The sequence below is a fragment of the Pseudomonas sp. R3-56 genome (assembly GCF_051132075.1).
Lineage (GTDB): Bacteria > Pseudomonadota > Gammaproteobacteria > Pseudomonadales > Pseudomonadaceae > Aquipseudomonas.
In genome coordinates this window covers 4,302,587-4,319,942 of sequence record NZ_CP071657.1, presented here as the reverse complement: position 1 = coordinate 4,319,942, position 17,356 = coordinate 4,302,587, and the positions used below count along the sequence as shown (strand labels likewise).

Below are 17,356 nucleotides of genomic sequence, written 5' to 3'. Positions count from 1 at the left end.
GAAGCGTCGGACCGGCCCAGCGGGAGCAAGCTCCCTCGCCACAAAAGCGTGTCCGGCAGGTTGAGCTACATATCCCGGGCGACCCGGAACCCCAGCCAATCGCCGCGGGCATCGGCAAACACCGCGTTGCGGTTGCCCGAGCGGGAAAACACCGGTGCTTCGCCCCAGTCGTTGCCACGGATGCGCCGCACTTTGCAGTTGCCCGTCAGTGCGGCGCTGCCGTCGCCTGGAGCATTGAGGTAGTTTTCGTTGAAGCAATCGGCGGTCCATTCGTAGACGTTGCCGTGCATGTCGTACACGCCGAAGGCATTGGGCGCGAAGCTGCCGGCCGGCGCGGTGAAGTTGTAGCCATCGGCGGCGCCGTAGGTATTGGCGTGCTGGGCGATGCTGTAGTCCTTGCCTTCATCGAATGGGAAGGGAAACGAGCCATCGCTGCCGCCGCGCGCTGCGTATTCGCGCAGGGACTCGCTGACCAACCGATACGGCTTGCCGGTTTTTTTCGACAGCCACGCCACGTAGGCCGTGGCCTCGGCGAAATCCATGCACACCGCCGGGTGCCGGTCGGTGTATTGCTTGCGCGGATCGCTGCCCTGGTAATCCGGGATGCCGGCCTGGCACGCGCGGCCGGGACGCTTGTCGCCGTCAGGCATCACGTAGCCGCTGTCGCGCAGGTAGGCGAACCACTCGCCTTGGAGCACCTGGAAGCGGCTGATTGCCACCGGCTTGTCGAACGTCACCGGGTGCATCGGGCCTTCGTCGGGCTCGCGGCCGACCTCGTTGTCCGGCGTGCCCATCTGGAAGGTGCCGGTGGGCAGCACGACCATCTCCGGGCAGTCCTTGCAGTCGCGAAATACCTGGCCCGGTTGCGACGCCTGGGCATTGGAGGGCAGCAGGGCGGTGAGGGCCAATGCCGGAAGCGTCTTCAATAAAAATCGGTTCATCGATTGCTCTCGATCAGTCATCAGAGTGTTTTGCTCAACAGCGCCATGAAGCGGTCGATTTCGACTTCGGTGTTGAGCAGCCCCGGCGCGGTGCGGATCACCGGCCCGGCATCGCGGTGCACGGCGTCGGCGATGACGCGGTTTTGCATCAGGTAGGCAGCGATCTCATCGCTTTTGCGATTCTTGGCCCGGAAGAAGGTGAAGCCGGCCGACAGCTCCGGGCTCAACGGCGTGACCAGCTCGATCTGCGGCAGCGCCAGCAGTTGTTTCTTCAGGTAGCTGTTGAGCGCATGAATGCGCGTCTGCACCTCGGCCTTGCCCAATTGCAGATGCAGCTTGAAGGCCTCGTCCGCCGCCCAGCGATGCTCAAACGCGTGGTAGCCGCCCGGGGTCATTGTGGTGGAAAACGCCGTCGCCTCGGAGAAGGTCGGGATGATCGGCGTGACGTACCTGACCTCTTCGCTGCGGCTGCACACCACGCCGGTGCCCCGGGGGCCGAACATCCATTTGTGGGTGCCGGCGATGAAGAAGTCGCAATTCATCTGCGGGAAATTCAGGTCCTCGACACCGAAACCGTGCACGCCGTCCACCACATAAACGATCCGCTGCTCATCGCTGCGGCCCTGGTTGTGCTTGTCCACCAGGGCGCCGATCTTGCCGATCGGCAGCTTCACGCCGCTGCCCGAGTGCACCCAGGTCATGCCCAGTACGCGGGTCTCGGGGCGGATGTTGCGGTCGATGGCCGCGAGAATTTGCGCCTCGCTGGCGTCGCGGGCGTTTTCGAACAGCTTGATCTTGCGCACCCGGGTGCCGTCCCGTTGCTTGCGCAAGTCGAGGATGGTGTGGGTGGCATAGTGTTCATGGGCGGTGGTGAGGATTTCCTGTTCGGGCCGTACATGGACGCCGCCATAAATCATCGCCAGGCCTTCGGTGGTGCTGCCGGTCAGGGCGATCTGTTTCGGTGTCGCTTGCAGGTAGCGCCCGGCCCAGGTCCGCACGTTTTCCTCGCGCTCTTCGGTGACGCCCAGGTCCCAGTCCATCAACAATCCCGGGTTTTTATCGAGGGCGGCGCGGTGGCGTTCGATGGCCTCGCGCACCGGACGTGGGTGAGTGGTGATGAGGAAATTGGAGAAATGCAGGTAGTCCGGGTCCTGGTAGAACAACGAGCGCAGTTGCGCCCATTTGTCCCGGGGCAGCGGCGACAATGGATCGGCAGCGGCGATGGACGGCAGGCTGGCGGCAAACGGCAGGCCGGCAGTCAGGATCCCGGCTTGCTTGAGAAAGGTACGGCGCTCGTTCATCGCTGGGCCGCCTTCTGCGTCGCGGCAATCGCTGGCTGGGCGGCTTTCTGCACCTGGTCCCAGACGCGCAGGAAGTTGCCGCCCCAGAGTTTGGCGATGTCGGCTTCGGAGTAGCCGCGCGTCAGCAGTTCGGCGGTCACGTTGCGGATGTCGCCGACATCTTCCCAGCCCTTTACGCCGCCGCCTTCGTTGAAGTCCGAGCTGATGCCGACGTGGTCGATACCGATCTTGCGCACGGCGTAGTCGATGGCATCGCCCAGGTCCTTGAGGCTGGCCTTGGGTTCCTCTTCGAGAATGGCGTAGAGCTGGCCGGCGTATTCGCCGAATCGCTGTTCCGGCCACGCGGCGATGATCGGATCGCCGGGCATCAGCGCCATCGCCAGGTTGGACAGCGGCGGCAGGTCGAAGCGCTCGCGCAGGTCGTTGAGTTTGTCCTGGGTCTTTTGCGTCAGCGGTCGCAGGTACTGGGAGAAACCGACAATCTGCACCACGCCGCCGCTGGCCTTGATCAACTGCATTTCCTTGTCGCTGAGGTTGCGCGGGATGTCCACCATGGCCCGTGGCGCCGAGTGAGAAGCTACCAATGGGGTGCGGCTCAGTTGTGCGACTTGCTCCAGGGCCAGGGTCGACATTTGCGATACGTCAATGATCACGCCGAGGTCGTTCAGGCGTTTCACCGCTTGCTTGCCAATGTCCGAGAGGCCGCCAAGGGCGTCGGGCGAATCGTTGAAAAACGGCAGCGGTCGCGAAGAATCGGCCCAGTCGTTGTTGCCGATGTAGCTGAAGCCGAACATGCGCATGCCCCGCGCCGTCCACAGGTCCAGCAGGCTCAGGTCGTGGCCGAGGGGGTAGGCGTTGAGCATGCTGATGAAAATTGCGAACTTGCCTTCGCCGTGCAGGCGGCGAAAATCATCCGGGGTGTAGGCGATGGCGACCTGGTTGGGGAAATCCCGGACCATGCCGGTGATGATCTTGTAGCGCACTTCCTGCTGGTTGCGCGCTTCCTCGACGAAGCCGGCGGTGGGCTTGTGCGGCGCGTTGGGGCCGTTCCACAGTTCGGGCCAGCCGAATATGGTCAGCGCTGCGCCGGAGAGGTGACCGCGATTGGCTTTCACCAGGTCGAATTGGCCGTTGCCGTCCTTGTCCGCTTCATTGCCGGCGGTGCCAAAATCCAGCGGCACGGTGATGTGACTGTCGAAGGACAACAGGCGCTCGTGCAGCTCCCGGGCTTCTTTCATCACCTTGACCGGGTAGCCGGGATTGTCCCGCCACCAATGGTCCCAGGCCGCGAGCCCACCACCGACGACCAGCGCCAGGGCCAGGGATACGCCGGTGAAAAGAGCCTTTTTCGAACGTGGTGTGGTCATTGCCGATCTCAGTCTGGTTCGCCTTGGAAGGACAGGCGCGGGGGCCTTTGCTATCTGGGGGAAACGAGTGGCCGGTGGGGAAATTTAGGCGCCCTTGAGGGCCCCTTCGCGAGCAAGCTCGCTCCCACATTGAAATGCAATCCACCTGTGGGAGCGAGCCTGCTCGCGAAGGCGGCCGTGAAACCAACCTATCTTCTGCGAATGTACCCAGATCCATTGTGGGAGCGAGCTTGCTCGCGATGAGGCCCTCGCAGCTCGCTATAAATTTGTCCGCCCAGCCATCGTCCTAGCTTGGATAAAGCCCGTGCGAGGGCGAACACAGGTAAGGCAATGACGATTTCTCGACGATGGTTCATGGCAGGCCTGGCGCTGACCGGTGCCGCCGTGCCTGCGGTGTATTACGGGCACCGTGAACTGACCCGGCCGGACCCCACCATCACCCCCGGCGAGGCGTCGTTCGATGTGGCGGATGTGGCGGGCCAGCGCCGGGCCAACACGCTGCGGGGTATCTGGACGATCCGTTTCACCGGTCGCGATGCCGGTCTCGACGGTTTGCCCGGCGGCGACCTGCAAGTGTTTCTCGACATCGCCCACAAAGGCCGTGGCCTGGTGGGTTGCCTGGACACCGCCGAACGCCTGCGTGCCGGGGAAGAACCGCGTTATCGGGTCTTGGGCGACCTGGCCGGCAGCGACCCGAAGCAGTTGAGTTGGCGACTGATCGGCAGCGAACATGCCGCGCCGGACTACGAGTTCATCATGACCCTTGACGAAGTCTGGGCCGGTTTCGGCAATGCCGGCACCGCCACCCTCAGCGGCCGGGTGTTGCGCCTGGACCGCCCGCTGGCACAGCCGGAACTCGACAACCAGTTCATCGCCGTCAAGCAGCGCTTTCCCGAAGCCAGGGAGCGCACACCACTGAGCCCGAAGCTCCTGGCCTGGCTGGTCTCGCCCGAGCACCGCCTGTTTCACCAGCTCTGGCACGCCTCGCGGGACAAATGGCACACCCTCGACGAAGACAAGCGCAACGCCCTGCGCGGCCTTGGCTGGCAGCCCGGGCCGCGAGACAACGAGCGTGACGCCCGTGGGCCGCACAAGGATCGCAACGGCTCGGGGGTGGATTTCTTTTTCATGCATCGGCACATGCTCGGCACGGCGCGTTCGTTCCAGCCGTTACCGTCGTGGCCGCGTTTCCCCTTGCCGCAACCGGAGCTGGAACGCGATCGCCTGGGCTTTGCCCGGTATTTCGATAACCTCGACGGCACGGCACTGCCGCCGACCTGGCTGGCCCGTGGCGACGAGCAGTACGCCCAATGGGTCAGCGACATCAAGACCGCCGAGACCTACCACAGCAATTTCCAGGTCTGGGAGTCGCGCTATCGCGATCCGCGCTACCTGTCGAAGCTGACCTTGGGCCAGTTCGGTTCCGAGGTGGAACTGGGCCTGCATGACTGGCTGCACATGCGCTGGGCCTCGGTGCCCAGGGACCCGTCCAACGGTCATCCGGTGCCGTTCGCCCGTGATCAGGCGGACTTCGCCCAGCGCTGGTTCGAACCGGAGAACGATTTTCTGGGCGATCCGTTTTCGTCTCACGTGAGCCCGGTATTCTGGGCCTTCCACGGCTGGATCGACGATCGCCTCGAAGACTGGTTCCGCGCCCACGAGCGTTTCCATCCGGGCGAAGTCAGCCGGCTGCAAGTCAACGGCGTGCCCTGGTTCGCCCCGGGCCGCTGGGTGGAAATCGCCGACCCCTGGCTGGGCCCGGACACCCATGGCTGCAGCACCACGCCGGGGCTGCAGGTCGGCCGCTCGGTGGAAATGGACCCGGAAACCATGAAACTGGCGCTGCGCATCACCTTTGGCAGTGATGACGACAAACTCTCCAGACTGTTGCGCCGCGTGCCGCAACGACCGTGGTACGCGCGTAATCTGAAGTCCAAGCCGGTTTGACTTTTCCTTTGCGCGACACCTTGTGGCGAGGGAGCAAGCTCCCTCGCCACGGGTTTCACTTGGCTTGAGGTGCTAGCGCGGCGCGGCAATGTCCAGGGCGCGGTTTGCCAGGAGCTCACCGAGCTCGATCATCTGCTGGATCCCCAACGCCAAATGCCGTCGCGAGCCTTCCAGGGCGAAGGCAAGGTCGCTGGCCATCGCGTTCGCCGAGGCGAGGGTTTCGCTGAGGTTGGCGAGCAGGCATTCGATGTCGGCGTCTGGTGCGACGGTGAATAACGGGCTGGGGGATTCTTCGGGGGGATTGGGGGTGGCTTTGAACATTGTGCAGCTCCTGATTATGAACAAGGCGCTGCCAGAACATCACTTGCAGATGATGGGTGGCAGCTATGCGCGGGTCTGCAAGACCGGGAAACCAGGAACCCGGCAGACCCGAAGGTCTCCCGCACACAGCCGCCATTGAGCGACACGGATATGTCGATTGGCTTGTGGCAATGCGCCTGGTATTTCGCCGGGCTTGCAGACCCGATCACTGATGGGCAGTGACGAGGTACAAGTTATCGACAGAGTGGCAGGCACACAAGCCGGCGGATTCTGGCGTAGTTGTAGGCAATGACGCAAGGCAACGTAGCCTCGCTCGGACGTCTTACATGGCCGGATAAACAGAACCGAAGCCGAACACAATTTGTGAGTATACGAATCCCCCGTGGCGAGGGAGCTTGCTCCCGCTGGGCCGCGTAGCGGCCCTAAAATCTTGCGGTCGCTGCGCAACCGAGCGGGAGCAAGCTCCCTCGCCACGGGTATTGCCCCATCCCTAATAGGGCGCTCGGCTTTAGGCCTACATCACCCGCCAACCGCCACCCAGCGCCTTGTACAACGCCACGCTCGCCTGCACTCGTGCCAGGCGCAATTGCACGTTCATGTCTTGGGCGGCGTACAGCGTGCGTTGGGTTTCGAGTACGGTGAGCAAGTCTTCGGCGCCGGCCTGGTAGCGGCTCTGGGCGATGTCGAAAGCGGTCTGCGCCTGGTGCAGTTCTTCACTCTGCCATTGTCGCTGCTGGTCCAGGCCCTGGATGCCGTTCAGGGCTTTTTCGACGTCGGCGAAGCCGTTGACGATGGCGGCGCGGTAGGTTTCCAGCAGTTCCTCCTGGCGCGCGGTGGCCCTGTCCCGTTCGGCCCGCAGGCGACCGTTGTTGAAGATTGGCGCGGCCAGGCCGGCGCTGAGGTTGTAGACGTTGTTGCGCAACAACTGGTCGGCGATGTCGGCGCCGGTGGCCAGGCTCAGGCCCAGGGTGACCGAGGGCAGCAGGGCGGCGCGGGCCACGCTGATGTCGGCCTGGGCGGCGGCGAGGCGTGCTTCGGCGGCGGCGATGTCGGGGCGACGGCGCAGCAGGTCGCTGGGTACGCCCGCGTCGATGGCGGGCCAGTGCAAGGCGTCGAAGGTTTCATCGTCGAGCTTGAGTGATTGCACCGGCTGGCCCAGCAACGCCGCCAGGGTGATCAACGCCTCCCGCGCCTGTTGTTGCACCTGGGGCAATCGGCGCCGCTGCGTCGCCACCAGGCTTTTTTGCTGGGACAGTTCCAGCGCCGTGGCGCTGCCGGCGTCGTAGCGAGTCTGCACCAGGTCGAGCACGTTTTGCGCATTGGCCAGGTTCAGTTCGGCGATGCGCTGTTGTTCGCGCAGCGACAAGGCCTGGGTGTAGCTGTTGGCGACAGCGCTGAGCAAGGTCAATTCCACGGTCGCCCGGTCAAACCGGCTGGCCGACAACGCGCTCAGCGCACTGTCCCGCGCCGCCCGCTTGCCGCCCCAGAAATCCACTTCATAACTGGCGCTGAGGTGGGCATCGTAGTAGTCGATGGTGCGGTTGTTCCGATCCACGTCCAACTGGCTGTAGCCCTTGCCCCGCAGCAACTCCTGGCGATTGCCGTTGAGCCCGGCGCGGATTTCCGGCAGCAACGGTGCGCCAGCGATCACCGCGCTGGCCTGGGCCTGGCGAACCCGGGCCATGGCGGCCGCGAGGTCGAAGCTGCCTTGGCGCGCCTGTTCGATCAATTTATCGAGCTGCGGGCTGCCGAACTGCTTCCACCATTGTTGGTTATCGACATGAGCACTGGGCGTATCGACAGTTTGCCAGGCCGAGGGCGGCTCGATGCCGCTGTCGGGTGTCGACAAAGGTGTGCCGCAGGCCGCCAGCAGCAGGCTGGCGGCCAGGAGGGTCAGGTGCGCTTTCATAGAGAAGGATTCATTCACTGGTAAGGGCCGCGACCGGGTCGAGGCGAGCGGCCTTGCGGGCCGGCATGAAACCGAAGACGACGCCGGTGACCAGCGCGCAACCGAAGGCGCCAAACACCGCCAGCCATTCGAACGCCACGGCGATTTTGCCCAGCAGCAACGCGCCGCCCACCAGCAGGGCCAGGCCGATGCCGGCCAATCCACCGACCACGGAGAGCATCACCGCTTCGGTCAGGAACTGGCGCAGGATGTCGCGCTGGCGGGCACCGGTGGCCATGCGGATGCCGATTTCCCGGGTCCGCTCGCGCACCGTCATGAGCATGATGTTCATCACGCCGATGCCGCCCACCAGCAGCGAGATTGCCGCAATGGCCCCGAGCATCAACGACAGCGTGCCCTGGGTGCGGGCCTCGGCCTGGATCATCGCGGCGTTGTTGGTCAGCTCGAAATCCTGCTTGCCGTTGTGCAGTCGCAGCAAGGTACGGGAAACGGCCTGCTCGGCCTCCTTGACCTTGGCCGCGTCGCGAGCGGCGATCACCACGTATTCAGGATGACGGCTGCCGAACAGGCGCACGCTGGCGGCGGAGTAGGGCACGGCGATGCGGTTGTCGGCGTCCGAATCCCCCGAGCTGGCGCCTTTTTCGGCGAGTACACCGACCACCTGAAACGGCACGTTTTCGATCAGGATGTAGCGGCCGATGGGATCGGCGACGTCCTTGAGCAGCTTCTGCCGGACCTTGTGGCCGATCACCGCCACGGCCGCCGCGCTGCGTTCATCGGCGTCACTGAAATAGCTGCCCTGGGCCACCGGCCATTTGAAGATGGTCGGGAAATGGGTGTCGTTGCCGCCCACATAGCTGGTGTGGTCGAGGTTGCCGAAACGCACGTTGGCGTTGTTGCCGTTGACCGGCATGATGCGTTGCACTTCGGGCAGGGCGGCGAGGGCGGCGATGTCCTGTTCGCTAATGATGCCCTTGGCGGCGCGCGGGTTGGGCGCGGTGCCGTTGAGGTAGATGATGTTGGAGCCGAAGGCGCCCATCTGGGCCATGACCTGGCGCTTGCTGCCTTCGCCCACCGCCAGCATCACCACCACCGAGGCCACGCCGATGACGATGCCGAGCAAGGTCAGGGCGGTGCGAAAACGGTTGATCCACATCACTCGCCAAGCGGCCTGGACGGCGTCCACCAGTTCGCCTTTCCAGGCGCCGTTGTGTTCGCTGCCGGCGCTCAGGCGTTGGCGCAGATCCACGGCCTGTAACGCTTTGGGGTTGGCTTGTGGTGCGCTGGCTGTGGTGGTGGCGCTGTCGCTGATGATCAGCCCGTCGCGGATTTCGATGATGCGTTTGGCCCGGGCCGCCACTTCGCGGTCGTGGGTGATCAGGATCACCACGTGGCCCTGGCTCGCCAGTTCGTCGAGCAGCGCCATGACTTCGATGCCGCTCTGGCTGTCGAGGGCGCCGGTGGGTTCGTCGGCGAGGATGATGTGGCCGCCGTTCATCAAGGCCCGGGCAATCGACACTCGCTGTTGCTGCCCGCCGGACAACTGGTGGGGACGATTGCCGGTGCGGCTCGCCAGGCCCAGGCGTTCGAGCAGGGCGCTGGCCCGGGCATGACGCTCGGCGGCCGAGATGCCGGCATAGATGGCCGGCATCTCGACGTTTTCCTGGGCCGTGCCGGACGGGATCAGGTGGTAGCCCTGAAACACGAACCCGAACGCCTCCCGGCGCAGCCAGGCCAGTTCGTCGCTGCCCAGTCGGGCGACGTTCTCACCGGCAAAGCGGTACTCGCCGCTGGTGGGACGGTCGAGGCAGCCGAGGATGTTCATCAGCGTCGATTTGCCGGAGCCGGACGCCCCGACGATCGCCAAAAACTCCCCAGCGTGAATCGACAGGTCGATACCCCGCAGCACTTCCACCCGTGGGCTGTCGCCACCGCCGTAGGCCTTGCGAATGTCCTGCAGTTCGATCAGGGGCGTACTCATTCAGCCTCCGCTGCCGGCCGGGCCGATCAGCACGCGATCGCCTTCGCTCAGGCCGTCGAGGATCTGCGTGCGCAAGCGGTCGCTGACGCCGGTGCGAACGGTCCTTGGCTGGATGTCGCCATTGTCGGCCAGCACCCGCACCTGGCTTGCGTCCTGCAACGCGGCGATGGGCACGGTCAACACGTCCTTGGCCTGGGCAGCGACGAAAAATACCTGGGCGGTCATGTCTGTCATCAGGGCGCGGTCGGCGTTGTCCACGTCCAGCAGAACGGTGTACAGCACCACTCGTTCGCTGCCGCTGCGGCCACCGGAGGGGCTGCCGCCCTGGCTGGCTTCCAGCGGACGCGGCGGCACCGGCAGGATCTGTCGCACGGTGCTGCTCCAGCGCCGGTTGCCGCCGGCCAGGGTGGTGAAGTAGGCGGTCATGCCCGGCTTGACGTGGCCGATGTCGGCTTCCGAGACTTCGGCCCAGACCGTCATCGGTGACAGCCGGGCGATGCGCAGGATCAGCGGGGTTTGCTGCTGGGCGTTGAGGGTCTGGCCTTCCCGGGCGCCGACGGCAACCACGGTGCCGTTCATCGGCGCATAGATCCGGGTATAGCCCAATTCGGCCTCGTCGCTGCGCAGATTGGCCTGGGCCTGGCGGATCTGCGCCTGGAACATGTCGATGCGCGCCTGGGTAGCCCGCACCTCGGCCTGCGCTGTTTGCACATCCTCTTCGCGAGTAGCTCCGCCGGCCTTGAGCTGTTGTTGACGGCGGAATTTCTGTTGCGCCAGGTCGTGCTGGGCGCGTTGTTCCTGGAGTTGGGCCTTGAGGTTTTCGATGGAAAAACGTCCGGCGTCGAGCCGGGCTTTCTGCGTGGACGGGTCGATTTCCACCAGCAACTGACCTTCGCGAACCTCGTCGCCGGCCTCGACATGGATCCTCTGGATCTGCCCGGAGGCCTGGGCGCCGACGTCTACATAACGCCGCGGTTGCAAGGTGCCGAGGGCGGTGACGCTGTTTTCGATATCGCCACGGGTGACGGCCGCGGTGGCGACGGGGCCGTGGTCCGGCGTAACCGCTTGCCACGCGGCGAAGGCCACGGCCGGTAGCAGGGCGAAAGTCAGGAGCCAGGCGGGGCGGGTGAGGCGGGGACGTTTCATGCAGGGTTCCGGCCGGTGATATCGGGTCCGTCGCAAGAGCAGCAGGGACGGGGGCTGTTCTGGTAAACGAGCGTTCCGGGCGGGAATTTAGCGGGTGAAATACTGGGTAACAGTTGACCCCGTGGCGAGGGAGCTTGCTCCCGCTGGTCTGCGCAGCAGGCCCAAGGCAGGCAACCGGATAAAAATTGTGCACTCAGGTTTGGGGCCGCTTCGCGCCCCAGCGGGAGCAAGCTCCCTCGCCACAGAAGCGGTTTCAGACGCCCAATCAGATGAACGATTCGGCCTTGATACAAACCAACGCTTTAAATCTATATGAGAATTACTATAAATTACGCGATTGAGCCTGCCACTATCCTGCCATGCCTTTTTCAGGCATGCCGAGTGGCACAGGGATAGCTGTCGCAGTCGCTGCGCACGGGAGTCATGTTGGAAAACTACTATCGCGAACTGGTGTGTTTCCTCAACGCCAGGCTAGGCAACCGCCAGGCGGCCGAAGATGTGGTGCATGACGCCTATGTGCGGGTGCTGGAGCGCGCCAGCGATACCCCCATCGAGCAGCCCCGGGCGTTCCTTTATCGCACCGCGCTGAACCTGGTGATCGACGGGCATCGGCGCAACACCCTGCGCCAGGTCGAATCCCTCGATGTGCTCGACAGCGAAGAACGGTTCTTCACCCCATCGCCCCATACCAGCCTGGACCACGGCCAGCGCCTGGACATGCTGCAACGGGCCCTGGCCGAGTTGCCGCCGCTGTGCCGCGAGAGTTTCCTGCTGCGCAAACTCGAAGGGCTGTCTCACTCGCAGATCGCCGGGCGCCTGGGCATTTCCAGGGCGCTGGTGGAGAAACACATCGTCAATGCCATGAAGCATTGTCGTATTCGCGTACGGCAGTGGGACCCGTCCTGATTCACCCTCGCTGATTCTCGGTGGTAAATTTTCCTTCATTGTCCTCGTTCCTCTCAACAGACGACTGACGGCCTAGTGCGGGCCGCTCAAGTCACCCAGGCTTTCGCGCCCTGTTGAGGGGCTTCTCCAGAGGACACTGGACATGACACAGGCAATTGCAGCGCCCACCGTTCACGATTTGATCGGCATCGGCTTCGGCCCTTCGAACTTGGCGCTGGCCATCGCGCTCCAGGAACGTGGCCCGGTCCAGGGCGAACTGGATGTGTTGTTCCTCGACAAACAGGCCGACTACCGCTGGCACGGCAATACCCTGGTGACCCAGAGCGAATTGCAGATTTCCTTCCTCAAGGATCTGGTGACCCTGCGCAACCCGACCAGCCCGTACTCGTTCGTCAATTACCTCAAGCACCATGGCCGCCTGGTGGATTTCATCAACCTCGGCACCTTCTACCCGTGTCGCATGGAGTACAACGACTACCTGCGCTGGGTGGCGGCGCAGTTCGCCGGCCAGAGCCGCTACGGCGAAGAGGTGCTGCGCATCGAGCCGGTGCTGCACAACCAGCAGGTTGAAGCGCTGCGGGTGATTTCCCGCAACGGACGGGGCGAGGAGTGTGTGCGCACCACGCGTTCGGTGGTGGTCAGCGCTGGCGGCACGCCGCGCATTCCCGAGGCGTTCAAAGGGTTCAGGGAAGATGCGCGGGTGTTCCATCACTCGCAGTATCTGGAGCGCATGGCAACCCAACCGTGCGTGAGCGGCCAGCCAATGAAAATCGCGATCATCGGCGGCGGCCAGAGCGCAGCCGAAGCCTTCATCGACCTCAACGACAGCTTCCCATCGGCGCAGGTCGACATGATCCTGCGCGGCTCGGCCCTCAAGCCGGCCGACGACAGCCCGTTCGTCAACGAAGTGTTTTCGCCGGAGTTCACCGACCTGGTGTTCCAGCAACCCCACAGCGAGCGCGAGCGGCTGGTCAACGAATACCACAACACCAATTATTCGGTGGTCGACATCGACCTCATCGAACGCATCTACGGGATTTTCTATCGCCAGAAAGTCTCGGGCATCGCCCGCCATGCGTTCCGTACCCTGACCACGATCGAGAAAGCCACGGCCACGGAGAATGGCGTGGAGTTGGCCATGCGCAACAACGCCACCGGCGAGCTGACAAACCGGCGCTATGACGCGGTGGTGCTCGCCACCGGCTACGAGCGCCAGATGCACCGCACCTTGCTGGAGCCGCTGGCGCAATACCTCGGCGATTTCGAGGTGGATCGCAACTACAAACTGATCACCGATGAGCGCTGCAAGGCCGCCATCTACATGCAGGGCTTTTGTCAGGCCAGCCATGGTTTGAGCGACACCTTGCTGTCGATCCTGCCGGTGCGCGCCGACGAAATCGCCGGCTCGCTCTATGAGCACGGCAAGGAACGCGGCCTGGGCCAATCGGTACGGGAACGATTGCTGGTCACGGCATAAGGTCTGCCGGCAGGCGGCGATCCCGGGCTGCGCTTGGGCGCAATGCCACGGATCACCGTCTGCGCCTGAGCGATGTTATTTCTCGATAACACATCAGGAAATTCCTCAGAAACTTCCTACACTCCAGTCACGCTTGCTGTATTTTCTACAGGCACGCTGACGGTTCGCTGTTCCCTTGCTTTGGCAGGCAGAACCTTATTTTCACCCAGGTTCGGTGGCGCTCCCGCGCCAACTCTGCCAAGGCCAGGCGAAACCCTCTGATCCGATGATTGTGTTTTCACGCATGAGCCTGGCGGCGTTGTGGCTGGGTTTATTGAGCATGGCGCCGGAGACCGTCGCTGCGCCCGAGTCGCTGCAGGTGCTTGGGCGTTCCACCGTGAGCGGTTATTCGGTGTCACTGGATGCAGCCGACCGGGCCTGGCTGCGCGACAAGGGCTCGTTGCTGCTGGGCGCCTCTGCGCCGGATTATGCGCCGTTCGGTATCACCGGCAATGGCCATGAATACGAAGGCCTGACCGCCGATTACGCCGGGTTGCTCGGTCAGTTGTTGCAGGTCGATGTGCAGGTGCGCCGGTACCCGTCGCGGGCCGAGGCGCTGCAGGCCCTGCGCGGCGGTGCAATCGACATGCTCGGCAGCGCCAATGGCTTCGAGGCTGGCGATCCGGAACTGGCGATGTCCCAGGCCTACGCCGATGACCAGCCGACCCTGGTGACCCGTGCCGGTGACAATCGCAAGCTCGCGCCGGACCTGGCGGGCAAGCGCGTGGCGATGCTTTATCACTATCTGCCCCCTGAAGCGGTCAAGGCTTTTTACCCCAAGGCTTCGCTGCAGCTGTACCCGTCGACGCTGAGCGCCATCGGTGCCGTGGCTTTCGGCCAGGCCGACGTCTATCTGGGGGACTCGATCAGCGCCCATTACCTGATCACCAAGAACTACCTGAACAACGTCCAGTTGGCCGACTTTTCACGCTTGGAAGTGCAGCCGTTCGCGTTTGCCCTGGCGCGTGACAACACGCGCCTGCTGCGGATCATCAACAGCGCCTTGCAAGCCATTCCCGGCACCGAGCGCATGGCGATCCTGCGCCGCTGGAGTGCCGGGGGCGCAAGCATGCCCGGTCACCAACGGCTGCATTTCAGCGTCAACGAACAACGCTGGCTGGACACGCATCCGCGAATCAGGGTGGTGATCAATGATCATTTCATGCCGCTGACGTTCATTGACCAACAGGCACACTTTCGCGGCATCAGTGCCGATGTGCTGGCGAAAATCAGCCTGCGCACCGGGCTGAAATTCGATATCCGGCACGGTGAGTCGCTCGAGGATCTGATCGCGCAGGTCAAGAGTGGCGAGGCCGACGTCGTGGCGGCGTTCCCGCCGGGTTCCGACTACGCCGATGAATTGAGTTCTACCCGACCCTATTTGAGTAATCCCTACGTGCTCGTGGCCGCCCTGGATACCCAGGCCCCCGTCACGCCGGAGCAGATGGCCGGCAAGCGCTTGGCACTGGTGCGCGGAAATGTGCTGCGCGATTACCTGCTGCAGCAATTTCCCGACGTCGAACTGGTGCCGGCGCAAAACGCCGCCGATGCCCTGGCCATGGTGGCTTCCGGCGCGGTGGACGCGGCGATCAGCCCGCTGCTCAGTGCCAGCTACATGATCTCCCGTCAGTACCGCGACACGCTGCAGATCACCTGCACCGTCGGCACCGAGCCGGCGCTGATCGCCTTGGGCACCCGCCGGGACGCGCCGCAGTTGCATTCGATCCTGGACAAGGCGCTGCTCAGCATTGCCCCTGAGGAAATGGACGAACTGACCAACCGCTGGCGTACGGAAATCGTTGTGGAAGACAGTTATTGGCTGCGCCACCGCGCCACCGTTCTCCAAGGCTTCGCCATCGCTGCACTGCTGTTGCTCCTGGCGCTGGGCTGGATCGGCTATCTGCGCCATCTGATACGCAAGCGTCGGCAGGCCGAAGTCGCCCTCAACGACCAACTGGAATTCATGCGGGTATTGATCGACGGCACGCCACATCCGATCTATGTCCGTGATCGCGAGGCGCGGCTGGTGTTGTGCAACAGCGGCTACCTGGAGGTATTCGGTGCCGAACGGCAGAGCGTTGTCGGCAAGACCCTGCTCGAAAGCGCGCCGGGGGATCCGGTCGAAGCGCGGCTCTACCACAATGATTACTTGCGGGTCATGGAGCAGGGCCTACCCCGGGTGCAAGACCGCCACTTGACTGTGGCCAGCGGCGAGGCGCTGACCATCTATCAATGGATGCTGCCGTATCGCGGCAGCGACGGCGCGGTCAGCGGCATGATCGGCGGCTGGATCGACGTCAGCGAACGCCAGCACCTGCTCGAACAATTGCGCATTGCCAAGGACGGTTCGGATGACGCCAACCGGGCCAAGACCACGTTCTTGGCGACGATGAGCCACGAGATCCGCACGCCGATGAACGCCGTGATCGGCATGCTCGAACTGGCGCTGAAAAAGGCCGAAGAAGGCATTGTCGATCGGGCGGCCATCGAGGTCGCTTCGGGCGCTGCCCATGGCTTGCTGGCGTTGATCGGCGACATCCTCGATGTTGCCCGTATCGAGTCCGGGCGGATGTCGCTGGCGCCGGAGCGCGCCAACCTGCGGGAGCTGGTCGAGTCGGTGGCGCGGGTTTTCGAAGGCCTGGCCCGGCAGAAACACCTGGGCCTGCAATTGGCGCTGGACGATGAGCTCGACCGCGACGTGCTGATCGATCCGTTGCACTTCAAGCAGGTGCTGTCGAACCTGCTCAGCAACGCGATCAAGTTCACCGATCAGGGCTTGGTGCGCTTGATCGCCGAGGTCGTCCCCGGCAGCGAAGACCGGCGACTCGCTGTTTGCCTGCGGGTGGAAGACACCGGCAGCGGGATTTCCCTTGAAGACCAGCAGCGGCTGTTCCAGCCGTTCACCCAGGTCGGCGACAACCGCGAGTCTACCCGCGGCGGTTCCGGGCTGGGGTTGGTCATCAGCCGGACCTTGTGCGAAATGATGGGCGGCACCCTGACGATGAGCAGCCTGCCGGGGGAGGGCACGCAGGTCGAGATCCGGCTGGATCTGCCGCTGCTCGACGCCTTGCTCCAGGCCCCACTTGTCGAGGGCAAGGCGCAGTTGCCGATGCGGGTGCTGGCCATTCTGGTGGTCGATGACTATCCGGCCAATCGCCTGCTGCTGTGCCAGCAACTGAGTTACCTGGGCCATCGCGTGGAGGAGGCTGCGGAGGGTGTGCAAGGCCTGCAAGCGTGGCGCGCCGGGCGCTTCGACATGGTCATTACCGACTGCAACATGCCCCTGATGGACGGCTACGCATTGACCCGAGCCATTCGTGAAGAGGAGCGCGCGCGAGGCCTGTCGCCGATATTGATACTGGGGTTCACCGCCAATGCCCAGCCAGAAGAAAAGAAGCGTTGCATCGACGCGGGAATGAACGACTGCCTGTTCAAGCCCATCGGTCTCGAAGTCCTCGGTGCGCGTCTGGCGCAGGTTTTTCCGGAACCGGCCGCAGGGTTTCCTGGAACGGAGGCCGAGGCGCCCACGGATGATTTTGACCTGGACGGCCTGGCGCAGTTGACCGGCGGCGATACGGAGGCGCTGAACAGCCTGATCAGCGAACTGGTCACCTGCAATACCGAAGACACCGCGCAGTTGCTGCGCTTGTCCGCCCGGCATGATCTGCCCGGACTCGCCGACCTGGCGCATCGGATCAAGGGCGGGGCGCGGATGGTCAGGGCGCAAGGTCTGGTTAGCGCGTGCGATGCCCTGGAAGACGCTTGCCGGGAGCGGGATGCGTCTTCGTTGGCCGATGCGGTGGGCGACTTGCAGCAGGCGCTCGAACATTTGACCGGGCGGCTGCGTGCTTCGTCGCTCTGGCCAGGTTGAAGTGGTTCCTGACCGGCATGAGGGGATATTGACCGCGGGACGGCGCCATGGGCGCCATTTACCCGGTTTTTAAGATTTTTCCTACAGCGTCCTTTGGAAGCTTTCTCTAGCCTGACGCCTCCTGACGTTCATGGGCCGCCGTACCCGTCG

The 17,356-nt window shown here is 63.9% G+C and carries 10 protein-coding genes and 1 pseudogene; 4 read left to right on the top strand and 7 right to left on the bottom strand.

The annotated features are described in order from the left end of the window. Positions 1-65 precede the first annotated feature (65 nt). From J3P96_RS19600 to pvdM, 3 genes are read right to left on the bottom strand one after another with little or no spacing between them, the layout of a single operon-like run. Positions 66-941, bottom strand: a complete 876-nt coding sequence (locus J3P96_RS19600) for a formylglycine-generating enzyme family protein (protein ID WP_434653066.1) — start codon at positions 939-941, stop codon at positions 66-68. Positions 942-961: 20 nt separating this feature from the next. After that, positions 962-2,242, bottom strand: a complete 1,281-nt coding sequence (gene pvdN / locus J3P96_RS19595) for a pyoverdine-tailoring periplasmic protein PvdN (protein WP_434653064.1) — start codon at positions 2,240-2,242, stop codon at positions 962-964. Next, positions 2,239-3,609, bottom strand: a complete 1,371-nt coding sequence (gene pvdM, locus J3P96_RS19590) for a pyoverdine-tailoring dipeptidase-like protein PvdM (RefSeq protein WP_434624993.1) — start codon at positions 3,607-3,609, stop codon at positions 2,239-2,241. Before pvdM ends, pvdN begins: the two co-directional genes overlap by 4 nt. 330 nt (positions 3,610-3,939) lie before the next feature. Between pvdM and pvdP the strand changes: the two genes are divergently transcribed. Then, complete coding sequence (gene pvdP / locus J3P96_RS19585) at positions 3,940-5,556, top strand: pyoverdine maturation tyrosinase PvdP (protein ID WP_434653062.1); 1,617 nt, start codon at positions 3,940-3,942, stop codon at positions 5,554-5,556. 72 nt (positions 5,557-5,628) lie between these two features. On the opposite strand, the pseudogene J3P96_RS19580 reads toward pvdP, so the two are convergent. From J3P96_RS19580 to J3P96_RS19565, 4 genes and pseudogenes are all read right to left on the bottom strand, one after another. Then, positions 5,629-5,835 (bottom strand): annotated as a pseudogene (locus J3P96_RS19580) (DUF6124 family protein); the annotation flags it as partial. A 556-nt stretch (positions 5,836-6,391) separates the two neighbouring features. Then, complete coding sequence (locus J3P96_RS19575) at positions 6,392-7,786, bottom strand: efflux transporter outer membrane subunit (RefSeq protein ID WP_434653060.1); 1,395 nt, start codon at positions 7,784-7,786, stop codon at positions 6,392-6,394. Positions 7,787-7,796: 10 nt separating this feature from the next. Next, complete coding sequence (locus J3P96_RS19570) at positions 7,797-9,767, bottom strand: MacB family efflux pump subunit (RefSeq protein ID WP_434653058.1); 1,971 nt, start codon at positions 9,765-9,767, stop codon at positions 7,797-7,799. Next, positions 9,768-10,913, bottom strand: a complete 1,146-nt coding sequence (locus tag J3P96_RS19565; RefSeq protein ID WP_434653056.1) for an efflux RND transporter periplasmic adaptor subunit — start codon at positions 10,911-10,913, stop codon at positions 9,768-9,770. It abuts the gene before it with no gap. 423 nt (positions 10,914-11,336) lie between these two features. On the opposite strand from J3P96_RS19565, the gene J3P96_RS19560 reads away from it, so the two are divergent. The 3 genes from J3P96_RS19560 to J3P96_RS19550 all read left to right on the top strand — a co-directional run bounded on the left by J3P96_RS19560 (position 11,337) and on the right by J3P96_RS19550 (position 17,206). Next, complete coding sequence (locus J3P96_RS19560) at positions 11,337-11,819, top strand: sigma-70 family RNA polymerase sigma factor (protein WP_434653054.1); 483 nt, start codon at positions 11,337-11,339, stop codon at positions 11,817-11,819. Positions 11,820-11,961: 142 nt separating this feature from the next. After that, entirely contained in the window at positions 11,962-13,296 is a 1,335-nt protein-coding gene (locus tag J3P96_RS19555) for a lysine N(6)-hydroxylase/L-ornithine N(5)-oxygenase family protein (RefSeq protein WP_434653052.1), read from the top strand. A 265-nt stretch (positions 13,297-13,561) separates the two neighbouring features. Further along, positions 13,562-17,206 carry a transporter substrate-binding domain-containing protein gene (locus J3P96_RS19550; protein WP_434653051.1) on the top strand — a complete coding sequence of 1,215 codons (3,645 nt, stop codon included), beginning with the start codon at positions 13,562-13,564 and terminating at the stop codon, positions 17,204-17,206. Positions 17,207-17,356 lie beyond the last annotated feature (150 nt).

Excerpts from the sequence above, each read along its gene's own strand:
- J3P96_RS19600 (WP_434653066.1), bottom strand. The coding sequence starts at position 941 with ATGAACCGATTTTTATTGAAGACGCTTCCGGCATTGGCCCTCACCGCC.
- pvdN (WP_434653064.1), bottom strand. The coding sequence starts at position 2,242 with ATGAACGAGCGCCGTACCTTTCTCAAGCAAGCCGGGATCCTGACTGCC.
- pvdM (WP_434624993.1), bottom strand. The coding sequence starts at position 3,609 with ATGACCACACCACGTTCGAAAAAGGCTCTTTTCACCGGCGTATCCCTG.
- pvdP (WP_434653062.1), top strand. The coding sequence starts at position 3,940 with ATGACGATTTCTCGACGATGGTTCATGGCAGGCCTGGCGCTGACCGGT.
- J3P96_RS19575 (WP_434653060.1), bottom strand. The coding sequence starts at position 7,786 with ATGAAAGCGCACCTGACCCTCCTGGCCGCCAGCCTGCTGCTGGCGGCC.
- J3P96_RS19570 (WP_434653058.1), bottom strand. The coding sequence starts at position 9,767 with ATGAGTACGCCCCTGATCGAACTGCAGGACATTCGCAAGGCCTACGGC.
- J3P96_RS19565 (WP_434653056.1), bottom strand. The coding sequence starts at position 10,913 with ATGAAACGTCCCCGCCTCACCCGCCCCGCCTGGCTCCTGACTTTCGCC.
- J3P96_RS19560 (WP_434653054.1), top strand. The coding sequence starts at position 11,337 with ATGTTGGAAAACTACTATCGCGAACTGGTGTGTTTCCTCAACGCCAGG.
- J3P96_RS19555 (WP_434653052.1), top strand. The coding sequence starts at position 11,962 with ATGACACAGGCAATTGCAGCGCCCACCGTTCACGATTTGATCGGCATC.
- J3P96_RS19550 (WP_434653051.1), top strand. The coding sequence starts at position 13,562 with ATGATTGTGTTTTCACGCATGAGCCTGGCGGCGTTGTGGCTGGGTTTA.